This window comes from Petroclostridium xylanilyticum (genome assembly GCF_002252565.1).
In the GTDB taxonomy this organism is placed as follows: domain Bacteria; phylum Bacillota; class Clostridia; order SK-Y3; family SK-Y3; genus Petroclostridium; species Petroclostridium xylanilyticum.
Genome location: NZ_NPML01000018.1, coordinates 358,316 through 374,260, shown reverse-complemented (window position 1 = coordinate 374,260; position 15,945 = coordinate 358,316). Strand labels below are relative to the sequence as shown.

The following is a 15,945-nucleotide window of genomic DNA, read 5'->3' as shown; positions in this document are numbered from 1 at the left end:
TTTAAGTTCCGTCTTTTTTTTTGTTTATAATCGGCCTGTTGGGAGACGGCGTAGGAGAATAAATAGAAATAATGCCGGTACTTATAATCATTAAGATGATACTTATACCTATAGTTACAGTAAATAAAAACGGCAAGTATAGAATAACAATACAGAAAAACACCGCACTGGCTGCAAAGCATGCGAAATTATTTTCAAAATGCAGACCGCCGGAAAAAGTCCTGATAGATAACAAGATACTGAAACAAAACAAGAACTCATAGGTTTTATTCAGCATAAAAAACAGAGCTAGCAGTGCAGCAAGCTTAATCACTTCATTCCAAACAACCGTCATCGCATACTTCATCTTCCGAAGGTCACGGTGAGATAATAATCGTTCCTTATAGACTTTGTACGCAAAAATATCTATCAAACTGTGCATGTATACCCCATTCTCCAATAGCATTATAAGAAAGCGGCTGCAAAAGATTATCACTGATGAATCTTTATCATTGAAGAACCGGACAACCATCCCACAGCCGCATTTCCTGCAAAATCACTCATCAAGTTGCGGAAATCATAGCATAAAAATATAAATAAAACAACCCAAATGTAATGAAAGTGTATTTTAATGTAACGAAAAAACATTATGTGCATTTTCATTACACTAAAATACACTTTCATTACAATAATATTGAAAAAATGGGGATGTGTGATATAGTAAGAGCATACTAAGCGTGTTTGGTGTTAGAAAACAGAAAAGTAAGGGGATGATTAAGAATACTATAGTTTTATAGAAAGCACACAAGAGATTTGATATGTTTAGGAAGTTGCATAAATATTTTTATTAGATACTAATTCTGGCTAGTATAGAGAGAGCCTGTAATAGAGATAAGTTTTTTCACGCTACTTATCCTTGTTTGCTAGCCAAAACCTTTGTATAGATTTTTAATGTTACTTGATTTTTTGATTAATTATATTTTATGTATAAAGGAGAGTTAACTATGAAATTTTGGACTATGAAGAAGTTTAGAATATCGATAATGTTCTTATCAATTCTTTTAGTAGTAACTAGTACAGCTTTTGCACTCTATGCTTCTCATATATATGGAGGAATGGATCAATATAAGCAGGAAAAAACCTTATGGTGCTGGAATGCTTGCGCTAGAATGGTTGCAGATTATCGTTACAATGTCACTCTTACACAATCTGATATGGCAGCAAAAATATTAGGATCAAGTACAAGGGATGCAACAGCAACTCATCAGCAAACAGCTTCTGCAATAAAACTATATACAAATAGTACAAAGAATACAGGATATACAAACAGTGCATATACTTTTAATTATGTAGCACAGAAACTTGATTCATCAAATAATCCTATTATAATTGGAGTAAATTATACAAATGTTGGGGAATATCATATGCTCGCTTGCTATGGTTATGATTCACTCCCACAGGAAAAAATATATTTTGTTGATCCAAAAGGGCCGTGGCAGGAAAGTGATTTGTTTGCAAACTATTTTGACGGTGTGTGGGCAAAGCCTTCGGGTGCTTCTTACTTTTTAGATGGTCAGTGGAATTAAACAAGACTATAAGAAAAGGTATGTAAATCAATATAAATGGAGGAATCTATATGTATAAAAAAAGCTTTTTCGCTTATCTTAGTATGTGTCTTATTATCTCTATTGGTCACCAATTCTTTCGCTGCGGCTAATGACAAGTTTAAAGAAATAAATAAAGCATTAAACATTGAAATGATTGACCAAGATCTTGAAAGAAATGATATTGTAAGCACAATAACAGGAAGTATGAAGAATATAGACGACACAGCAAACAAGTTAGAATGGAGAAGAGTGCCATCACGCTTTAGCAATTACTATAAAGTATATTATTTAAAAGAAAATATAAGAAAATATTACAGTTCTAACAACTTTGAAAAATTAATCTCATCAAACAACGCTGTATGGGAAGTTCCCGTACTTTCAGAAGCTGGTGAAGTTATATCTACTATTCGAGCTTCTAAATTTAATGGAAAATGGGTGACTTCTGAAGGACATAGTATGCCATTAGAGCTTATAGAGTTTTATTCCAATCCTGAAAACATTCAGACTATATTGACAGAAAATAATATTAAGAATCCTAGTATGGTAAAACATATAAGAATTCGTGAGCTGTACACAGACTTCTATTACATTAAAGACGGAAAAGATGAGTATGTTGTGCCTTTTGCAAATGAACCTGAGAGGCTCAAGATTACCAATTTTAAATTGTACAAGTTAGCGGATTTTATAGATATATTAAGCCCGATATATATTGACCCTAATAATGTAGATAATGAAAAAGTTAATGAAAATAAAAAGTTCGGAGGTCTTAGTGATAGCCATACAGATTACTCACTGTATTTTATAATCAGTATCGCTATTATAGGAATATTATTAATTGCTCTCTTACTTTACAAAAGAAAGTGGTTAAAATATAACTAGATACGAAAACAGCGGGGACGGTTTCTTATTGGCAAAATCACCTCGGACTATTATAAAACTAGTCCGAGGTGATTTGCGATGCACACGACACAAGGGGACGGTTCTTCTGTGTTGACGATGCTTCTGGCTTATGATAAGATACGTCGGGGGTGATTTTTTTGCCAAGAAATGCAAGGAAAAAAGTGAAACAGGAATCTATCATGTTATGCTAAGAGGGATAAACAGACAGCAGATATTTGAAGATGATGAAGACTATAAAAAGATGTTACAAACAATAGCAGATTACAAAGATAAGTGTAGCTATCAAATTTACGCGTATTGTCTAATGCCAAACCATATACATTTACTGATAAAAGAAGGTAAAGAAGATTTGGGGGTAGCATTTAAAAGAATAGGCGCAAGTTATGTTTATTGGTATAATATGAAATATGAAAGATATGGTCATTTGTTTCAGGATAGATATAAAAGTGAAAAAGTTGAAGATGATAAATATTTATTAACAGTATTAAGATACATCCATCAGAATCCTATAAAAGCGGGAATTGTAGAAGAAGCTATAAAATACAAATGGAGTAGTTATATTGAATATATTAGCCAAAAAGGCATTTTAACGGATATAGACTTTGGATAAGTGACAGAGAACCGTCCCCCTGTCACTATCCCCCTTGTCACTCAAAATGCAGACCGCCGGAAAAAGTCCTGATAGATAACAAGATACTGAAACAAAACAAGAACTCATAGGTTTTATTCAGCATAAAAAACAGAGCTAGCAGTGCAGCAAGCTTAATCACTTCATTCCAAACAACCGTCATCGCATACTTCATCTTCCGAAGGTCACGGTGGGATAATAATCATTCCTTATAGACTTTGTACGCAAAAATATCTATCAAACTGTGCATGTATACCCCATTCTCCAATAGCATTATAAGAAAGCGGCTGCAAAAGATTATCACTGATGAATCTTTATCATTGAAGAACCGGACAACCATCCCACAGCCGCATTTCCTGCAAAATCACTCATCAAGTTGCGGAAATCATAGCATAAAAATATAAATAAGACAACCCAAATGTAATGAAAGTGTATTTTAGTGTAACGAAAAAACATTATGTGCATTTTCATTACACTAAAATACACTTTTGTTACAATAATATTGAAAAAATGGTGATGTGTGATATAGTAGGTAATATACTAAGCTAGTTTGGTATTAAAAGCATGATGGCATATAGGTACTAAGATTGAATAGCGTTTTACAAGAAGAATGATTTTTATTAGCGCTTAATAAAATTGAACAAAGCAAGAATTTATGAAGTATGCCTTTAAATAGTAGTTAAAAAGAGGAGGATTAGAAGCATTAAGAAATTTGAAATTAAGATATATAAGATCACTTAATGGGGATATTTTCTTGCTTAGATTCTCATTAAAGAGATGCTTATACAATAAGCATAATGAACAAAAACCAGTATTATTTATTAAAAAATATTGGAGGTAATAAGTATAATATGAAAAGGTTGATAATATTTATATTAACATTATCACTACTTTTGGGTGTGTGTAGTTCTACGGTGTTTGCTAAATCACAAGATGATAATAAAATAAAATATGATTTATCAAAAAAGGAAGATGTTCAAAAGTTGATTGATAGTATCAAAAGAGGGGAAAAAGATGCAGTTGAGATAATGAAAAACCTAGAATGCTTTGATGAAAATAAAGTTAAAGAAAAAGCTAAAGAACTATATCAAAACAATGTAATAGAGCTTACTCTTGGCCAACCTGTAACAATAACATTGGACGATGGTAGTAGTGTTACATATACTCATTATATTGATAAGTCTATTGAGTCTGAGAAATCTATATCTAGTGCATCCGCTACTTCCAGTACAAGAAATGAATATGTTGAGAAAACTTACAATTTTGCAGCTGGTCTCCCGGCAGTTAAATTTCGTTGTTATGCTAATGTAACATATGTAGATAGATATACAGTGCATATTAATAATTCTTGGCCAGGCTATATTTGTGCATTAGGCACTGTATCTAATACAACATCAACAATACTTCAAAATGACACTCAACCAGCTAAGTGCGATGCATATGGAGAATATAGTTGTAATCAGGGTGGATTTAATATAATTGGGTTTAATATGTACATTATAATGCGAATTGATTCAGCTGGTGTTGTCGGAGTCGAATTTTAAAGTTATGGATAACAATAAGGGTGTATGCTTACTACTGATACACCCTTATTGTTCAATTTTAAGTAAAGTTAACATTTATTGTAGGCATAATAAAAATATGTATAATGAAAAGAGTTGAGAATATTGTCGACAGTTAAAGTTTCCTCTTAGATTGCAGATGATTGTAATAGCTCTTAAAAAAGAATGAGGGATATAATTATTTTTATTAAAGTGCTTTTAAAGAAACTGAATAAATTTAACAGGCTTTTGAAATGATAGGTTACTAAGTTCTAATATCTATAAAAGAAAATCTAATTGTGTAAAGTTTGTTAAGTAAAACATTGCTATTTCCTTCTTTGCGATGGTGTGTTATGTGAATTGGTCTCCTAAATATATTTTACCACATCGAAGTGAAATATACATTAAAACTACTGTGAAAGACATTGAAATCAATGGTTGCAATATTCTGCAACCGACTAAATTATCTTAGTATAAAGGAGTGAAAAGATACTAATGCAAGAGGTACAATTACCACTTTTTATGGGACTGCCAATTATTCTATATTTTTTATTTATCGGACTTAGTATTTATACAATTATATTATTTATAAACCTCTTAAGAAAAGGAAACAAATTATTAGATCTGTATATTAAAAGTTTTGAGTCCAAAGATAGGCAATAGAAGGAAGAAAATCAGAGGGACAAAAAACACGGACAATCAACAGAACAAAATCAAAGCAAAATCAAAATAGTCGATTGATGTGACAGGGGACGGTTCGATGTGACAGTGTGACAGGGGACGGTTCTATTGACACCTTTGTTTTGGGGTGATACACTTCGAAATGGAGGTGTTTTATTATGCCAAGACAAGCAAGAGAAAGAAGCAGCAGTGGGATATATCATATTATGCTAAGAGGGATAAATAGGCAAGATATCTTTCACGATGAAGAAGATAAGATGAGATTTATTGAGACATTAAAGAATTATAAAAGTATCTGCGAAGTATGAAGTTTATGGATATTGTCTGATGAATAATCATATTCATTTATTATTAAAGGAAGGTAAAGAAGCCATATCCCAGGCAATGAAGCGAATAGGAGCAAGTTATGTTTATTGGTATAATATGAAATATGAAAGATATGGTCATTTGTTTCAGGATAGATATAAAAGTGAAAAAGTTGAAGATGATAAATATTTATTAACAGTATTAAGATACATCCATCAGAATCCTATAAAAGCGGGAATTGTAGAAGAAGCTATAAAATACAAGTGGAGTAGTTATATTGAATATATTAGCCAAAAAGGCATTTTAACGGATATAGACTTTGGATAAGTGACAGAGAACCGTCCCCCTGTCACCCTGTCATCCTGAAATGTGCTGTCTCAACTGCCCGCACCCCCCCTTAATATCATTTCCAAAGTTATAGAAGGTCCCACAGTCAATTTTTTTACCAACTTTTTCGCAAAATTCCAATATGTCAGCATGACTGGGTGGAATTAATCCGGGAACGTTATTTTCATTATATTGTGAGATGATTAATTTTATAGGTTTGTCCTCTAAAAGTCTCCAAAGCCTTTCTACATCTTCTCCGGTATCATTTAAACCTTTGAAAATCATATATCTCATTCTAACTTTTGTATCAAATGCTTCAGCATATTCAACCGCTGCCCTTATGATTGCATCTATATCGTACTTAACGGTAAATGGTATAAGTTTTTTTCTTAGTTCATTTGTTGATGCATGGAGAGAAATGTTTAGTCTTATATGAATACCTTTATCATAAAAATCCTTTATCATTTCATGAATATAAGGTACTATTCCTACGGTTACCACTTCAAAGTGGTTTATGCCCAAATCTGAATAAATCTTATGTATAGCCATCTTTACATTTTCATAATTGAGTAGGGGTTCACCCATACCGGCAAAAACTACAGCATCGATTGCAGGAATTTTGGAATATGTATAGTGAAAGTTACATATGCTTACCTGTTGTACAATTTCATCTGCTGAAAGGTTTCTGACATATCCCTGCATTCCTGTAGCACAATATATGCATCCTAATTTGCAGCCTACTTGTGAAGAAACACAAACGGTACTTTGATAGGTTAGTTTTTGATTTCTATCATGCATATATAAAGTTTCTATAGTGTTACTATCTTCAAGTTTAAAAAGATACTTTACTGAGCCATCTTTACTAACTAGTTTTCTGAGTACTTCCATGTATATCCCCCTAAAATCATCAATATTTAAATGAATGAAAGCAGTCTATTGTACTGTATTTGTTACTAAAAAGGGTATAACTATATCATAACAAAAACCTATGTTATGCAAAATGAAATTTTTTATTAATTTTATTATAAAATAGTTAAATTTAATCAACTTTTATATCTCTGTATCTGTAATGGAAGGGGAAAAGGGGAAAACTCTTCCTATTGCTATACGTTATTTTATATGTTATACTAAATCAGAAAATTAAATAAGACAGTTCGAAACCATCCTGTCTATAAACAAAACTATGGGCCAGCTACCGGTAAAGGTAGTAATTTTTGTTTATTAAAGGCCAGATGGGCCTTTTTTGTTTATATAGGGGGGAGGTTCGCCCTTTTTTTGTTGCAAATTTTAAAAAAGTAGATAGGTTGCGAAAAACAGATAAAAATTCTGAATCTATACCAAGGTGTAAGTTATATCTGGAGGTGAGGTATGAAAACCATCGGTATTACGACAACTGTCCCTATAGAGGTTTTGCTCGCAGCGGGCTATAGGGTTTTAGATCTCAATAACCTTTTTATTACATCCGGTGAATATGCAAAATATATAGATTTCGCAGAAAGAGACGGTTTTCCCAAAAGTTCCTGTGCCTGGATAAAAGGAATATATGGTGTCTGCCTTAAGAATGGCATTAAAGAAATAGTTGGGGTTATGGAAGGGGACTGTTCAAACACCAAGGCGCTGATTGAGGTATTAAAAATGAATGGAGTCAAAATATACCCCTTCTCATATCCTCATTGTCATAATGTAGAAAATATCAAGGCTTCAATAGATGAATTAATGGATATATTTAGTGTTAATTTAGCTGATGTAGAAGAGGTTAGGAGAAGATTAAATAAAATTAGAGCAATGGCAAAAAGAATAGATGAGATGACATTCTTAGAGAACAAGGTGACCGGTTTTGAAAATCATCTATATCAAGTGAGTCTTAGTGATTTTAACGGGGATGTTGATGAATTTGAAAGACTGCTTGGCGACAAGCTGCTTGAAATAGAGAGGAGAAACCCGACCAATAAAAAAATAAGACTTGGATTCATCGGTGTTCCTCCTATGACCTGTGATATATATGAATATGTAGAAAATTTTAATGCCCACTTTGTGTATAACGAAGTTCAAAGAGAATTCGCGTTCCCGCGAAGCGATAAAGCATCAAACATATATGAACAATACTATGATTATACTTATCCCTATGATATAGATTTTAGGTTAAAGGAAATAAAAAAACAGGTAGAGAAAAGAAAGATAGATGGAATCATTCACTATACCCAGGCTTTTTGTTATAGGACAATAGAGGATATAGTAATAAAAAAAGAACTGGATATACCTGTTTTAAACATAGAAGGAGACAAGTTCAACCGTCTTGATTCAAGGAGCAAGCTTAGAATAGAGGCCTTTCTTGATATGCTGCTGGATTTGAAGGGAGTGGGAAATTGAAAGTACTTGGAATTGATCTTGGAAGCAGGGAAGTAAAAATTGTCCTAATGGAAAACCGCAAAATCATGTATAAGTTTAAAGTGAGTACCATGACATTTTACAGAAACTATTGCAGTTTTGACGGCAAAGTAATTGTTGACCTTGAAAAGTTGGATTTAAAAGATGTTGATATGGCAATATCCACCGGCTATGGCAGGAATAATACAGACCTTAGGGAGTTCAGGCTCATTAATGAAATAAAGGCCCATGTATATGGCGTGTTTTATCAGACAGGACTTAGCGATTTTATACTCCTGGATGTAGGTGGACAGGATGTTAAAGCTGTTAGGGTAGAAAAGGGGATTATAACTGATCTTGAGCTTAATGAAAAATGTGCAGCATCTTGCGGACGATATCTGGAGAACATGGCGAATGTCCTTGAACTACCTCTGGGGGAGATGTCCAGGTATTATGAAAGTCCTGTAGAACTTAATTCCACCTGTGCAGTCTTTTCAGAATCAGAACTTATTGGAAAGATTGCAGAAGGTGTTGATATCCACAGACTTTGTGCCGCAGTTAACTATTCCATGTATAAAAGGCTGCAGCCCTTGTTAACAAAATTTAAGGGAAGGCAGTTAATTCTATCTGGCGGAGTAGCTCATAACGGTGCTATTAAAGAATATCTTAAAAATGATTATGATGAAGTAATACCCTTGGACGACCCCCAATTTAACGGCGCAATAGGATGTTGCTATTATGCAGAAAAGATAGGTATTGACAGAAAAGGAGTAAAGTAATATAATCCCATATTTGACACTTGAACAAAACAAAAATCCTGGAAAGCCTTGATTTAAAAGGTTTTGCAGGATTTCTTATTGTTATAAAAAGTGCGTAATGTTTTTATTTTTTCGTTTCTTTAAAAATTGTTTTCATCATACTCGTAGTAACAATCTGGTAGTCGGTACGAAAGTTAAAAACAGCAGGAAGCGCATCGGTAAAATCTGTTCTTGTGTAGGTTGGAACATAGCCTTCGCCTTTAACTTCCAAAAAATCCATATCTCTCAGCCCGCCAATAATCTCATGACATGTGAATTTTTCTTCGAGCTTTTTTTCGAGCAGCCTGTAAATAATCAATGATATAAAGCAAGTGATAAAATGTGCTTCTATCCTGTCATCGTTGCTTAAGTACACGGGTCTTGCTTTGAATTCACTTTTCATAATCCTAAAGCATTCTTCAATCTCCCATCTTCTGTGATTCACCTTGATTATTTCAGATACATCATCCTCAAGGTTTGTGCAAACCCCATAAAAACCATCAAAGGCTTCTTCCTTCTGGATTAGAGCAGAATCAATGCTGTATATCTCGTTTTCTGCAACTTCTCCATCAGCAGTACAGCTTGTTTTGGTAATAAACCTTTTGTAATCGTTAGCATTGCATTTCTTGATTTTTGTCGGGTTGTTTTCTATTGCCTTTTGAGCTCTTTCTATTTGAGAGTTGCGGATTTTACGCTGATAATCCCTGTATTTGATTGAGTAGGTTACAATAAGCCTTTGTTCAAAGCCTTTTCTTTAATCCAGCGCTCCTTGTAAAATACTTTTGCCCGTATTTTTGATTTATCTTCAGGAGCAGCTTTATCTATCATTTCATCAAGTTTAGAAATATCATAGGTTTTATCGCTGCCTGCAAGCTTCCAGCCATCTGACGCAAGAGCCCATTTTTTTAGATGTTCGTTTAGTTTTTTGACAGATTGTGGGGTAATAAAAGCACGCTCATCCTTGCTGTTGAACTTTCGATTATCTTCAGAAGCCAGCCCTGCATCTGTACATAGGATAAATTTAGAAAGCTCAAAGTCAGAAATAATTTTCTTTTCTAATGGCTTTAAAGTCAGCTGCTCGTTCATATTCCCTCTGTTAATGCTGAAAGCCAGAGGGATTCCATCTCCGTCCATAAACAGTCCCATTTGAATGATCGGATTGGGCTTGTGATCTTTAGAAGGACCATATTGCTTGTCGCCCTCCTCCTGTTCAATTTCAAAAAAGTAATTGGTGCAATCATAGTAAAGAATACCGGTATTTCTTTTGGAAACCTTCAGGCTGTTTTCAGACAAGGAGGACTGGATAAAATCTGTCTCCTTAGCAAGGAATTCAAGAGCTCTGTATATTTGATGCAAATCAAAATTCGGCTGCTCGATAAATTTTTTAGAAAGCTCATATGTAGCAAGTTTAGAGGATGGGAAGATCACTCTACTATAAATCAATCTTGAAAGAATAGAATTCATGTCAAAATCAAATTTATATTTTTGTGATATTTCCTTGCAAATCTTATGAAGTCCGAGTTCATGGTATATTTTTTGAAGAAATAGATAACCACCGTTAAAGGAGCGCTGCTCGCCTTTGTTTATAAGCTTTGATGGAGAATATTTAACGAGCACTTCTCGCTTCTCTTCTTTTTCTTTCTTATTGAGTTCTTCAATGTATTTTTTTGCCCATTCGATAGGGTCTTGACCATTCAATTTCTTTTCTAATTCAGCAACTGTCCCTAATTTTTCTACAATCTTAGAAGTTCTTGTTCCGTTAACATATATTGACTTAGCTACATACAGCGAAGTAGAATTTTTGGATTTGGATATAGTAAGTTTCAAACTAACACCTCCAGACCTTTATATTATAACATATTACTACATATTCCGCAATATTAAAACGTAAAGTTTGACAAAAAAATAAGCCTAAATCAAGGCTTTTAAAGATTTTTTCTTTATTCAACTGTCAAATACCCGGGTCTTGGCCGTTTAGTTTCTTAAGAAGTTCATTATAAGTCCCGAGTTTTTCAACAATTTGTGTATGCTCTTTTCCATTGGTATATATAGTTTTTATAACATAAAATGAAGCTGCATTTTTTGATCTAGATATCTGTAATCTCATGGCAATATTCCTCCAAACACCTATATTATACCAAATAACGCAAAACTACGCAAGTTAAAACACAAAAAATTGACAAAAAAACAATAAAAAAAGCCCTATTACTAAGGCTTTCAGAAAACTTGTACTTTATTCAACTGTCAAAGACCCGGGGTATGTCCATGAAAAGATAGGTATTGACAGAAAAGGAGTAAAGTAATATAATTTAAACAGGTAAAATGAATACTTGCTGTAATAATCTTCAGGGCAGGGTGTAATTCCCGACCGGCGGTAAAGTCCGCGAGCCATGCTATGGTTGACCTGGTTAGATTCCAGGACCGACAGTAAAGTCTGGATGGGAGAAGATGCGTTTTTTATTAAATTAGTACGTTATAGTTAAACTGTATTATGCAAAACTATTAAATAAAAGGCCCTGAAAATATTATTTTTAGGGCCTTTTGTTATGCTATTTTTATGTATTTTGCTAACAATATACTTAAGGTAACTATCCAGCGGTTGATAAACCAATCCTGGAAATTGAGGCCGGAAAAACGCTATGGACGACGTTATAAGTCTAATCTGGTACGGATGCCAGTTGATGCCGACGGCTTCAATTGGAAGGATGTTTGTCAACTGCTGAATAGTTACTACTTAAGGGTCGAAACAGAGGTGGTTACGTGAACATCGAATACATGAAGAGAGCAATTGAATTATCGAAGTTGGGTGTTGGGCATACGAATCCTAATCCTTTGGTAGGTGCCGTTATTGTAAAAGATGGCAGAATTATCGGGGAAGGATATCATGCATTTTATGGAGGGCCTCATGCGGAAGTCAACGCTTTTAAAAATGCCAGTGAAGATGTAAAGGGAGCAACCATGTATGTTACATTGGAACCCTGTTCCCATTACGGCAAAACGCCTCCCTGTGCAAATGCCATAGTAGAGAAGGGGATATCAAAGGTTGTAGTAGGCATGGAAGACCCTAATCCTCTTGTAGCAGGCAGGGGAATTGAGATTTTAAGAAATAATGGAATAGAAGTAATAACCGGAGTCCTGGAGGAAGAAGTAAAAAAGCTAAACGAAATTTTTATAAAATACATAACTACCGAAACACCCTTCTGTATACTAAAAACTGCTATGACGTTAGATGGAAAAATTGCTACCGTAACCGGAGACTCAAAATGGATAACCAATCAAGAATCACGAAAATATGTCCATCAATTAAGACATAGAGTAGCTGCCATTATGGTAGGAATTGGAACTATTTTAACCGATGATCCTTTATTAACTACCAGGTTGGACGAAAATAAAGGAGTTGACCCTGTAAGAGTAATAATAGATACTTATGCAAGGATCCCCCTGGAGGCAAAGGTTTTAAACCTGAACTCAGATGCCAAAACAATTGTCGCTACCACCGAAAAGGCTGACAAAAATAAGCTTAAAGCCCTTGAGGAAAAAGGTGCAGAGATTATAAAAACACCTATAAGAGATAATAAGATAGATCTAGCCTATTTGATGAAAGCATTAGGAGAAAAGAAAATAGATAGTGTTCTTCTGGAAGGGGGGAGTACCCTCAATTATAGTGCATTAAATGAGGGTATTGTAGATAAGATTCTGGCATTTATTGCACCTAAAATAATTGGGGGCAGTAATGCGAAGACACCGGTAGGGGGTGAAGGTAAAAAATATATAAAAGATGCCTTTATTTTGGATAATATCAACATATTAAGATTTGATCAAGATATCATGATAGAAGCCTATCTGACAAAAGGAGAATTATGCTGATGTTTACAGGATTAATTGAGGAGATAGGGACAGTTAAATCAGTGATAAAGGGTGTAAATTCTGCTAAAATTACCATTACAGCCAGTAAGATTTTAGAAGATATAAAACAGGGTGACAGTATTAGCACAAATGGTGTATGTCTTACTGTTACAGAGTTTACCCATAATAGCTTTTCGGTAGATGTTATGCCCGAAACCATGAGAAGGAGTAATTTAAAACACTTAAAAACGGGGAGCAGGGTTAACCTGGAAAGAGCCCTGAAGGTTGGGGATAGGTTTGGAGGCCATATTGTTTCCGGCCACATCGATGGAGTTGGTGTTATTACAGGTTTTCAGGAAGAAGATAATGCAACCTGGGTATCAATAGAAGCACCGGGAGACATATTAAAATATGTGGTTCATAAAGGCTCCATTGCGATAGATGGGACCAGTTTAACTGTGGCATATGTGGATGATAAAGTGCTCAAAGTTTCAATTATTCCACTTACCAGAGATGAGACCACCATTCTGGAAAAGAATGTGGGGGATGAAGTTAATCTGGAGTGCGACATGATTGGCAAATATGTTGAAAAGCTTATGATGTTTAGAGAGGATATAAAGCTAAAAAAATCTATAGATATGGATTTTCTGCGTGAAAACGGGTTTTTATAACAGGAAATATATTTATAAACTGCTTGATTGGTGGGTTATTTCCTTAGGATAAAAATTTATTAAATTGTGGAGTGGTGAATATGTGTAAATTTAATACCATTGAAGAAGCTATAGAAGACATCAAGGCCGGAAAAATGATAGTGGTTGTTGATGACGAAAGCAGGGAGAATGAAGGCGACCTCCTTATGGCGGCAGAGAAAGTTACCCCCGAAGCCATTAATTTTATGGCTAAGTATGGAAGAGGGCTTATATGTGTGCCTATGGAAAAAAGAAGATTGGATGAGTTGGACATTCATCCAATGGTAGCAAAAAATACCGACTATAAGGGAACGGCATTTACTGTCTCTGTTGATGCAGTTGGGACTACAACCGGCATATCTGCAGCAGAAAGGGCTGCAACTGTGTTAAAATTAATAGACCCCAAAGCTGCAGCCAGGGATTTTAACAGGCCTGGTCATATCTTCCCTCTTGAAGCCAGAGAGGGGGGCGTATTAAAAAGGGCCGGACATACTGAGGCAGCCGTAGATTTAGCAAGAATGGCTAACCTTTATCCTGCAGGAGTAATATGTGAAATTATGAATGAAGACGGTACCATGGCGAGAGTACCTGAACTGATGGAATATGTAAAAGAGCATAATTTAAAAATAATTACCATAGAAGATTTAATAGCTTATCGAAGAAAAAATGAATGCTTGGTGGAGAGAGTATCTGAAGCACAATTGCCGACTAAGTATGGTGATTTTAAAATTGTTGGGTATGAAAACAAGCTTAATGGCGAACATCATGTAGCATTGGTAAAGGGAGATGTGACAAATGGAGAGCCTGTGCTGGTGAGGGTGCATTCAGAATGTTTAACAGGAGATTGTTTCGGGTCCCTCAGATGTGACTGTGGGGACCAGCTTGCAGCAGCAATGCAGGCAATTAATCAGGAAGGGCGGGGTATACTACTATATATGCGCCAGGAAGGCCGTGGTATAGGTCTTATCAATAAGATCAGGGCATATGCTCTTCAAGACCAGGGAATGGATACTGTAGAAGCAAACATAGCCTTAGGTTTTCCGGCAGATATGAGAGATTACGGGATAGGAGCGCAAATTTTATCAGACCTTGGAGTTAAGAAAATAAAACTTATGACAAACAATCCGAAAAAGCTGTCAGGTATTCTGGGACATGGAATAGAAATAGTGGAGAGAGTTCCAATACAAGTGAATCACAATGAAAGAAACGAATATTATTTAAGGATTAAAAAGGAAAAAATGGGTCATATTCTAAATTTTAAGGAGGATCAATAAGGATGAGAATATTTGAAGGAAAGTTAATTGCGCAAGGGTTGAAATTTGGTATTGTCATAGGAAGATTCAATGAATTTATAGGAAATAAGCTTTTATCCGGAGCTATTGATGCCTTAAAGCGCCATGGTGTGGAAGAGAATGAAATTGAAATAGCATGGGTGCCTGGAGCTTTTGAAATTCCGTTGTTAGCTAAAAAGATGGCAAAATCTAAAAAATATGATGCAGTAATCTGCCTGGGGGCTGTGATAAGAGGCTCCACTCCCCACTTTGATTATGTTGCCAGTGAAGTTTCAAAAGGAATTGCCAATGTATCATTGGAAACAGAACTACCTATTATATTTGGGGTACTTACAACAGATACCATTGAACAGGCTATTGAAAGAGCAGGTACAAAAGCAGGCAACAAGGGGTACGAGGCAGCTGTAACAGCAATTGAAATGGCAAATTTATTAAAAGAGATTTAAAAGTGCTGATAGGTATGTTCGAAAATATAAAAACAATTTTCTTCGATTACAAGAAGACACGGGGACCTGTGCAGAGTAAAAGGCTGGGGTCTCCCAGCCTTTTACTCTACACTATCCCAAGACTCATTTTTAAGCACATATCTATATATGAAATGAAAACTCTCCCTAATCCTGAATAATTTCAACTGCTCCCGATTGTTTCATTATAGATCTAACCTTATCAGCTTCATGTTTGGGACTTTTAACGGCGACAATTATTCCTGTATCACCTTTGAATCCCTTAATTCCTTCTGAAAAGGTTCCCATCTCCCATAAACCATCACGTTCAGTTTTTATAAAAGATATTTCTTCAGCAGCTTCTTCAGGAGTATTCCATTTTTGTTCCTCTGCAAGGTCGCTGATAATCATGTCCTTACGGTCAAATCCGATGTTTCTTAGGGAATCAACAAGAAAGCTCACCTGGTCTTTATTTGGCAATCTAGCTATTAAACGCATCATGTACACCTCCTCAATTTAGTATAACCAGCAAATGATATTGG

General features: G+C 34.9%; 17 protein-coding genes, 1 pseudogene and 1 riboswitch. Of the genes and pseudogenes, 12 read left to right on the top strand and 6 right to left on the bottom strand.

Translation table 11 applies throughout. From position 1 onward, the window contains the following. Position 1 precedes the first annotated feature (1 nt). On the bottom strand, positions 2 to 421 hold the full coding sequence (locus CIB29_RS11665) for an accessory gene regulator ArgB-like protein (protein ID WP_242965179.1): 420 nt from the start codon (positions 419 to 421) through the stop codon (positions 2 to 4). Positions 422 to 983: 562 nt separating this feature from the next. On the opposite strand from CIB29_RS11665, the gene CIB29_RS11660 reads away from it, so the two are divergent. From CIB29_RS11660 to CIB29_RS11650, 3 genes are all read left to right on the top strand, one after another. Then, positions 984 to 1,565, top strand: coding sequence for a papain-like cysteine protease family protein (locus CIB29_RS11660; protein ID WP_157910284.1), 582 nt, complete (start codon positions 984 to 986; stop codon positions 1,563 to 1,565). Between the two features lie 36 nt (positions 1,566 to 1,601). Continuing rightward, positions 1,602 to 2,465 carry a hypothetical protein gene (locus CIB29_RS11655; protein WP_094549868.1) on the top strand — a complete coding sequence of 288 codons (864 nt, stop codon included), beginning with the start codon at positions 1,602 to 1,604 and terminating at the stop codon, positions 2,463 to 2,465. 130 nt (positions 2,466 to 2,595) lie between these two features. Beyond that, positions 2,596 to 3,096, top strand: coding sequence for an REP-associated tyrosine transposase (locus CIB29_RS11650; protein WP_341444427.1), 501 nt, complete (start codon positions 2,596 to 2,598; stop codon positions 3,094 to 3,096). 37 nt (positions 3,097 to 3,133) lie between these two features. Here CIB29_RS11650 and CIB29_RS19645 read toward each other — a convergent pair whose 3' ends face one another. Next, positions 3,134 to 3,289, bottom strand: coding sequence for an accessory gene regulator B family protein (locus CIB29_RS19645; protein WP_278335850.1), 156 nt, complete (start codon positions 3,287 to 3,289; stop codon positions 3,134 to 3,136). A 676-nt stretch (positions 3,290 to 3,965) separates the two neighbouring features. On the opposite strand from CIB29_RS19645, the gene CIB29_RS11640 reads away from it, so the two are divergent. The 3 genes from CIB29_RS11640 to CIB29_RS19580 all read left to right on the top strand — a co-directional run bounded on the left by CIB29_RS11640 (position 3,966) and on the right by CIB29_RS19580 (position 5,969). Further along, complete coding sequence (locus CIB29_RS11640; RefSeq protein WP_094549866.1) at positions 3,966 to 4,658, top strand: hypothetical protein; 693 nt, start codon at positions 3,966 to 3,968, stop codon at positions 4,656 to 4,658. A gap of 836 nt (positions 4,659 to 5,494) precedes the next feature. After that, positions 5,495 to 5,644: a transposase gene (locus CIB29_RS19585; RefSeq protein WP_198543855.1), complete on the top strand. Its 150-nt coding sequence runs from the start codon at positions 5,495 to 5,497 to the stop codon at positions 5,642 to 5,644. 19 nt (positions 5,645 to 5,663) lie between these two features. Next, positions 5,664 to 5,969 carry a transposase gene (locus CIB29_RS19580; protein WP_198543854.1) on the top strand — a complete coding sequence of 102 codons (306 nt, stop codon included), beginning with the start codon at positions 5,664 to 5,666 and terminating at the stop codon, positions 5,967 to 5,969. A gap of 30 nt (positions 5,970 to 5,999) precedes the next feature. Here the strand turns inward: CIB29_RS19580 and CIB29_RS11630 are convergent, their stop codons facing one another. After that, positions 6,000 to 6,857 (bottom strand): radical SAM protein, encoded by an 858-nt coding sequence (locus CIB29_RS11630; RefSeq protein WP_094549864.1) that lies wholly within the window; start codon positions 6,855 to 6,857, stop codon positions 6,000 to 6,002. 480 nt (positions 6,858 to 7,337) lie between these two features. On the opposite strand from CIB29_RS11630, the gene CIB29_RS11625 reads away from it, so the two are divergent. Together CIB29_RS11625 and CIB29_RS11620 are read left to right on the top strand one after the other, a co-directional pair. Further along, the gene (locus CIB29_RS11625; RefSeq protein WP_094549862.1) at positions 7,338 to 8,339 is read left to right on the top strand and encodes a 2-hydroxyacyl-CoA dehydratase family protein; all 1,002 of its coding nucleotides are present in this window, start codon (positions 7,338 to 7,340) and stop codon (positions 8,337 to 8,339) included. Next, entirely contained in the window at positions 8,336 to 9,115 is a 780-nt protein-coding gene (locus CIB29_RS11620) for an acyl-CoA dehydratase activase (protein WP_094549860.1), read from the top strand. The genes CIB29_RS11625 and CIB29_RS11620 overlap by 4 nt, the downstream gene beginning before the upstream one ends. Before the next feature lie 103 nt (positions 9,116 to 9,218). Here the strand turns inward: CIB29_RS11620 and CIB29_RS19640 are convergent. Together CIB29_RS19640 and CIB29_RS18555 are read right to left on the bottom strand one after the other, a co-directional pair. Continuing rightward, positions 9,219 to 10,960, bottom strand: a pseudogene (locus CIB29_RS19640) (IS1634 family transposase). Between the two features lie 124 nt (positions 10,961 to 11,084). After that, the gene (locus CIB29_RS18555) at positions 11,085 to 11,240 is read right to left on the bottom strand and encodes a hypothetical protein (RefSeq protein ID WP_157910283.1); all 156 of its coding nucleotides are present in this window, start codon (positions 11,238 to 11,240) and stop codon (positions 11,085 to 11,087) included. Between the two features lie 230 nt (positions 11,241 to 11,470). Beyond that, positions 11,471 to 11,587, top strand: a riboswitch (FMN riboswitch). A gap of 321 nt (positions 11,588 to 11,908) precedes the next feature. Between CIB29_RS18555 and ribD the strand changes: the two genes are divergently transcribed. From ribD to ribH, 4 genes are all read left to right on the top strand, one after another. Next, positions 11,909 to 13,000 carry a bifunctional diaminohydroxyphosphoribosylaminopyrimidine deaminase/5-amino-6-(5-phosphoribosylamino)uracil reductase RibD gene (gene ribD / locus CIB29_RS11610; RefSeq protein WP_423241302.1) on the top strand — a complete coding sequence of 364 codons (1,092 nt, stop codon included), beginning with the start codon at positions 11,909 to 11,911 and terminating at the stop codon, positions 12,998 to 13,000. Further along, positions 13,000 to 13,650 (top strand): riboflavin synthase, encoded by a 651-nt coding sequence (locus tag CIB29_RS11605; RefSeq protein ID WP_094549856.1) that lies wholly within the window; start codon positions 13,000 to 13,002, stop codon positions 13,648 to 13,650. Before ribD ends, CIB29_RS11605 begins: the two co-directional genes overlap by 1 nt. 80 nt (positions 13,651 to 13,730) lie before the next feature. After that, complete coding sequence (locus CIB29_RS11600; RefSeq protein ID WP_094549854.1) at positions 13,731 to 14,942, top strand: bifunctional 3,4-dihydroxy-2-butanone-4-phosphate synthase/GTP cyclohydrolase II; 1,212 nt, start codon at positions 13,731 to 13,733, stop codon at positions 14,940 to 14,942. Positions 14,943 to 14,944: 2 nt separating this feature from the next. Next, on the top strand, positions 14,945 to 15,406 hold the full coding sequence (gene ribH, locus CIB29_RS11595) for a 6,7-dimethyl-8-ribityllumazine synthase (protein ID WP_094549852.1): 462 nt from the start codon (positions 14,945 to 14,947) through the stop codon (positions 15,404 to 15,406). Positions 15,407 to 15,571: 165 nt separating this feature from the next. On the opposite strand, the gene CIB29_RS11590 is transcribed toward ribH, so the two are convergent. Beyond that, on the bottom strand, positions 15,572 to 15,904 hold the full coding sequence (locus tag CIB29_RS11590; RefSeq protein ID WP_242965177.1) for a hypothetical protein: 333 nt from the start codon (positions 15,902 to 15,904) through the stop codon (positions 15,572 to 15,574). Positions 15,905 to 15,945 lie beyond the last annotated feature (41 nt).

Coding starts and splice junctions, on each gene's coding strand:
- CIB29_RS11665 (WP_242965179.1), bottom strand. CDS start 421: ATGCACAGTTTGATAGATATTTTTGCGTACAAAGTCTATAAGGAACGA.
- CIB29_RS11660 (WP_157910284.1), top strand. CDS start 984: ATGAAATTTTGGACTATGAAGAAGTTTAGAATATCGATAATGTTCTTA.
- CIB29_RS11655 (WP_094549868.1), top strand. CDS start 1,602: ATGGAGGAATCTATATGTATAAAAAAAGCTTTTTCGCTTATCTTAGTA.
- CIB29_RS11650 (WP_341444427.1), top strand. CDS start 2,596: ATGATAAGATACGTCGGGGGTGATTTTTTTGCCAAGAAATGCAAGGAA.
- CIB29_RS19645 (WP_278335850.1), bottom strand. CDS start 3,289: ATGAAGTATGCGATGACGGTTGTTTGGAATGAAGTGATTAAGCTTGCT.
- CIB29_RS11640 (WP_094549866.1), top strand. CDS start 3,966: ATGAAAAGGTTGATAATATTTATATTAACATTATCACTACTTTTGGGT.
- CIB29_RS19585 (WP_198543855.1), top strand. CDS start 5,495: ATGCCAAGACAAGCAAGAGAAAGAAGCAGCAGTGGGATATATCATATT.
- CIB29_RS19580 (WP_198543854.1), top strand. CDS start 5,664: ATGAATAATCATATTCATTTATTATTAAAGGAAGGTAAAGAAGCCATA.
- CIB29_RS11630 (WP_094549864.1), bottom strand. CDS start 6,857: ATGGAAGTACTCAGAAAACTAGTTAGTAAAGATGGCTCAGTAAAGTAT.
- CIB29_RS11625 (WP_094549862.1), top strand. CDS start 7,338: ATGAAAACCATCGGTATTACGACAACTGTCCCTATAGAGGTTTTGCTC.
- CIB29_RS18555 (WP_157910283.1), bottom strand. CDS start 11,240: ATGAGATTACAGATATCTAGATCAAAAAATGCAGCTTCATTTTATGTT.
- ribD (WP_423241302.1), top strand. CDS start 11,909: ATGAAGAGAGCAATTGAATTATCGAAGTTGGGTGTTGGGCATACGAAT.
- CIB29_RS11605 (WP_094549856.1), top strand. CDS start 13,000: ATGTTTACAGGATTAATTGAGGAGATAGGGACAGTTAAATCAGTGATA.
- CIB29_RS11600 (WP_094549854.1), top strand. CDS start 13,731: ATGTGTAAATTTAATACCATTGAAGAAGCTATAGAAGACATCAAGGCC.
- ribH (WP_094549852.1), top strand. CDS start 14,945: ATGAGAATATTTGAAGGAAAGTTAATTGCGCAAGGGTTGAAATTTGGT.
- CIB29_RS11590 (WP_242965177.1), bottom strand. CDS start 15,904: ATGATGCGTTTAATAGCTAGATTGCCAAATAAAGACCAGGTGAGCTTT.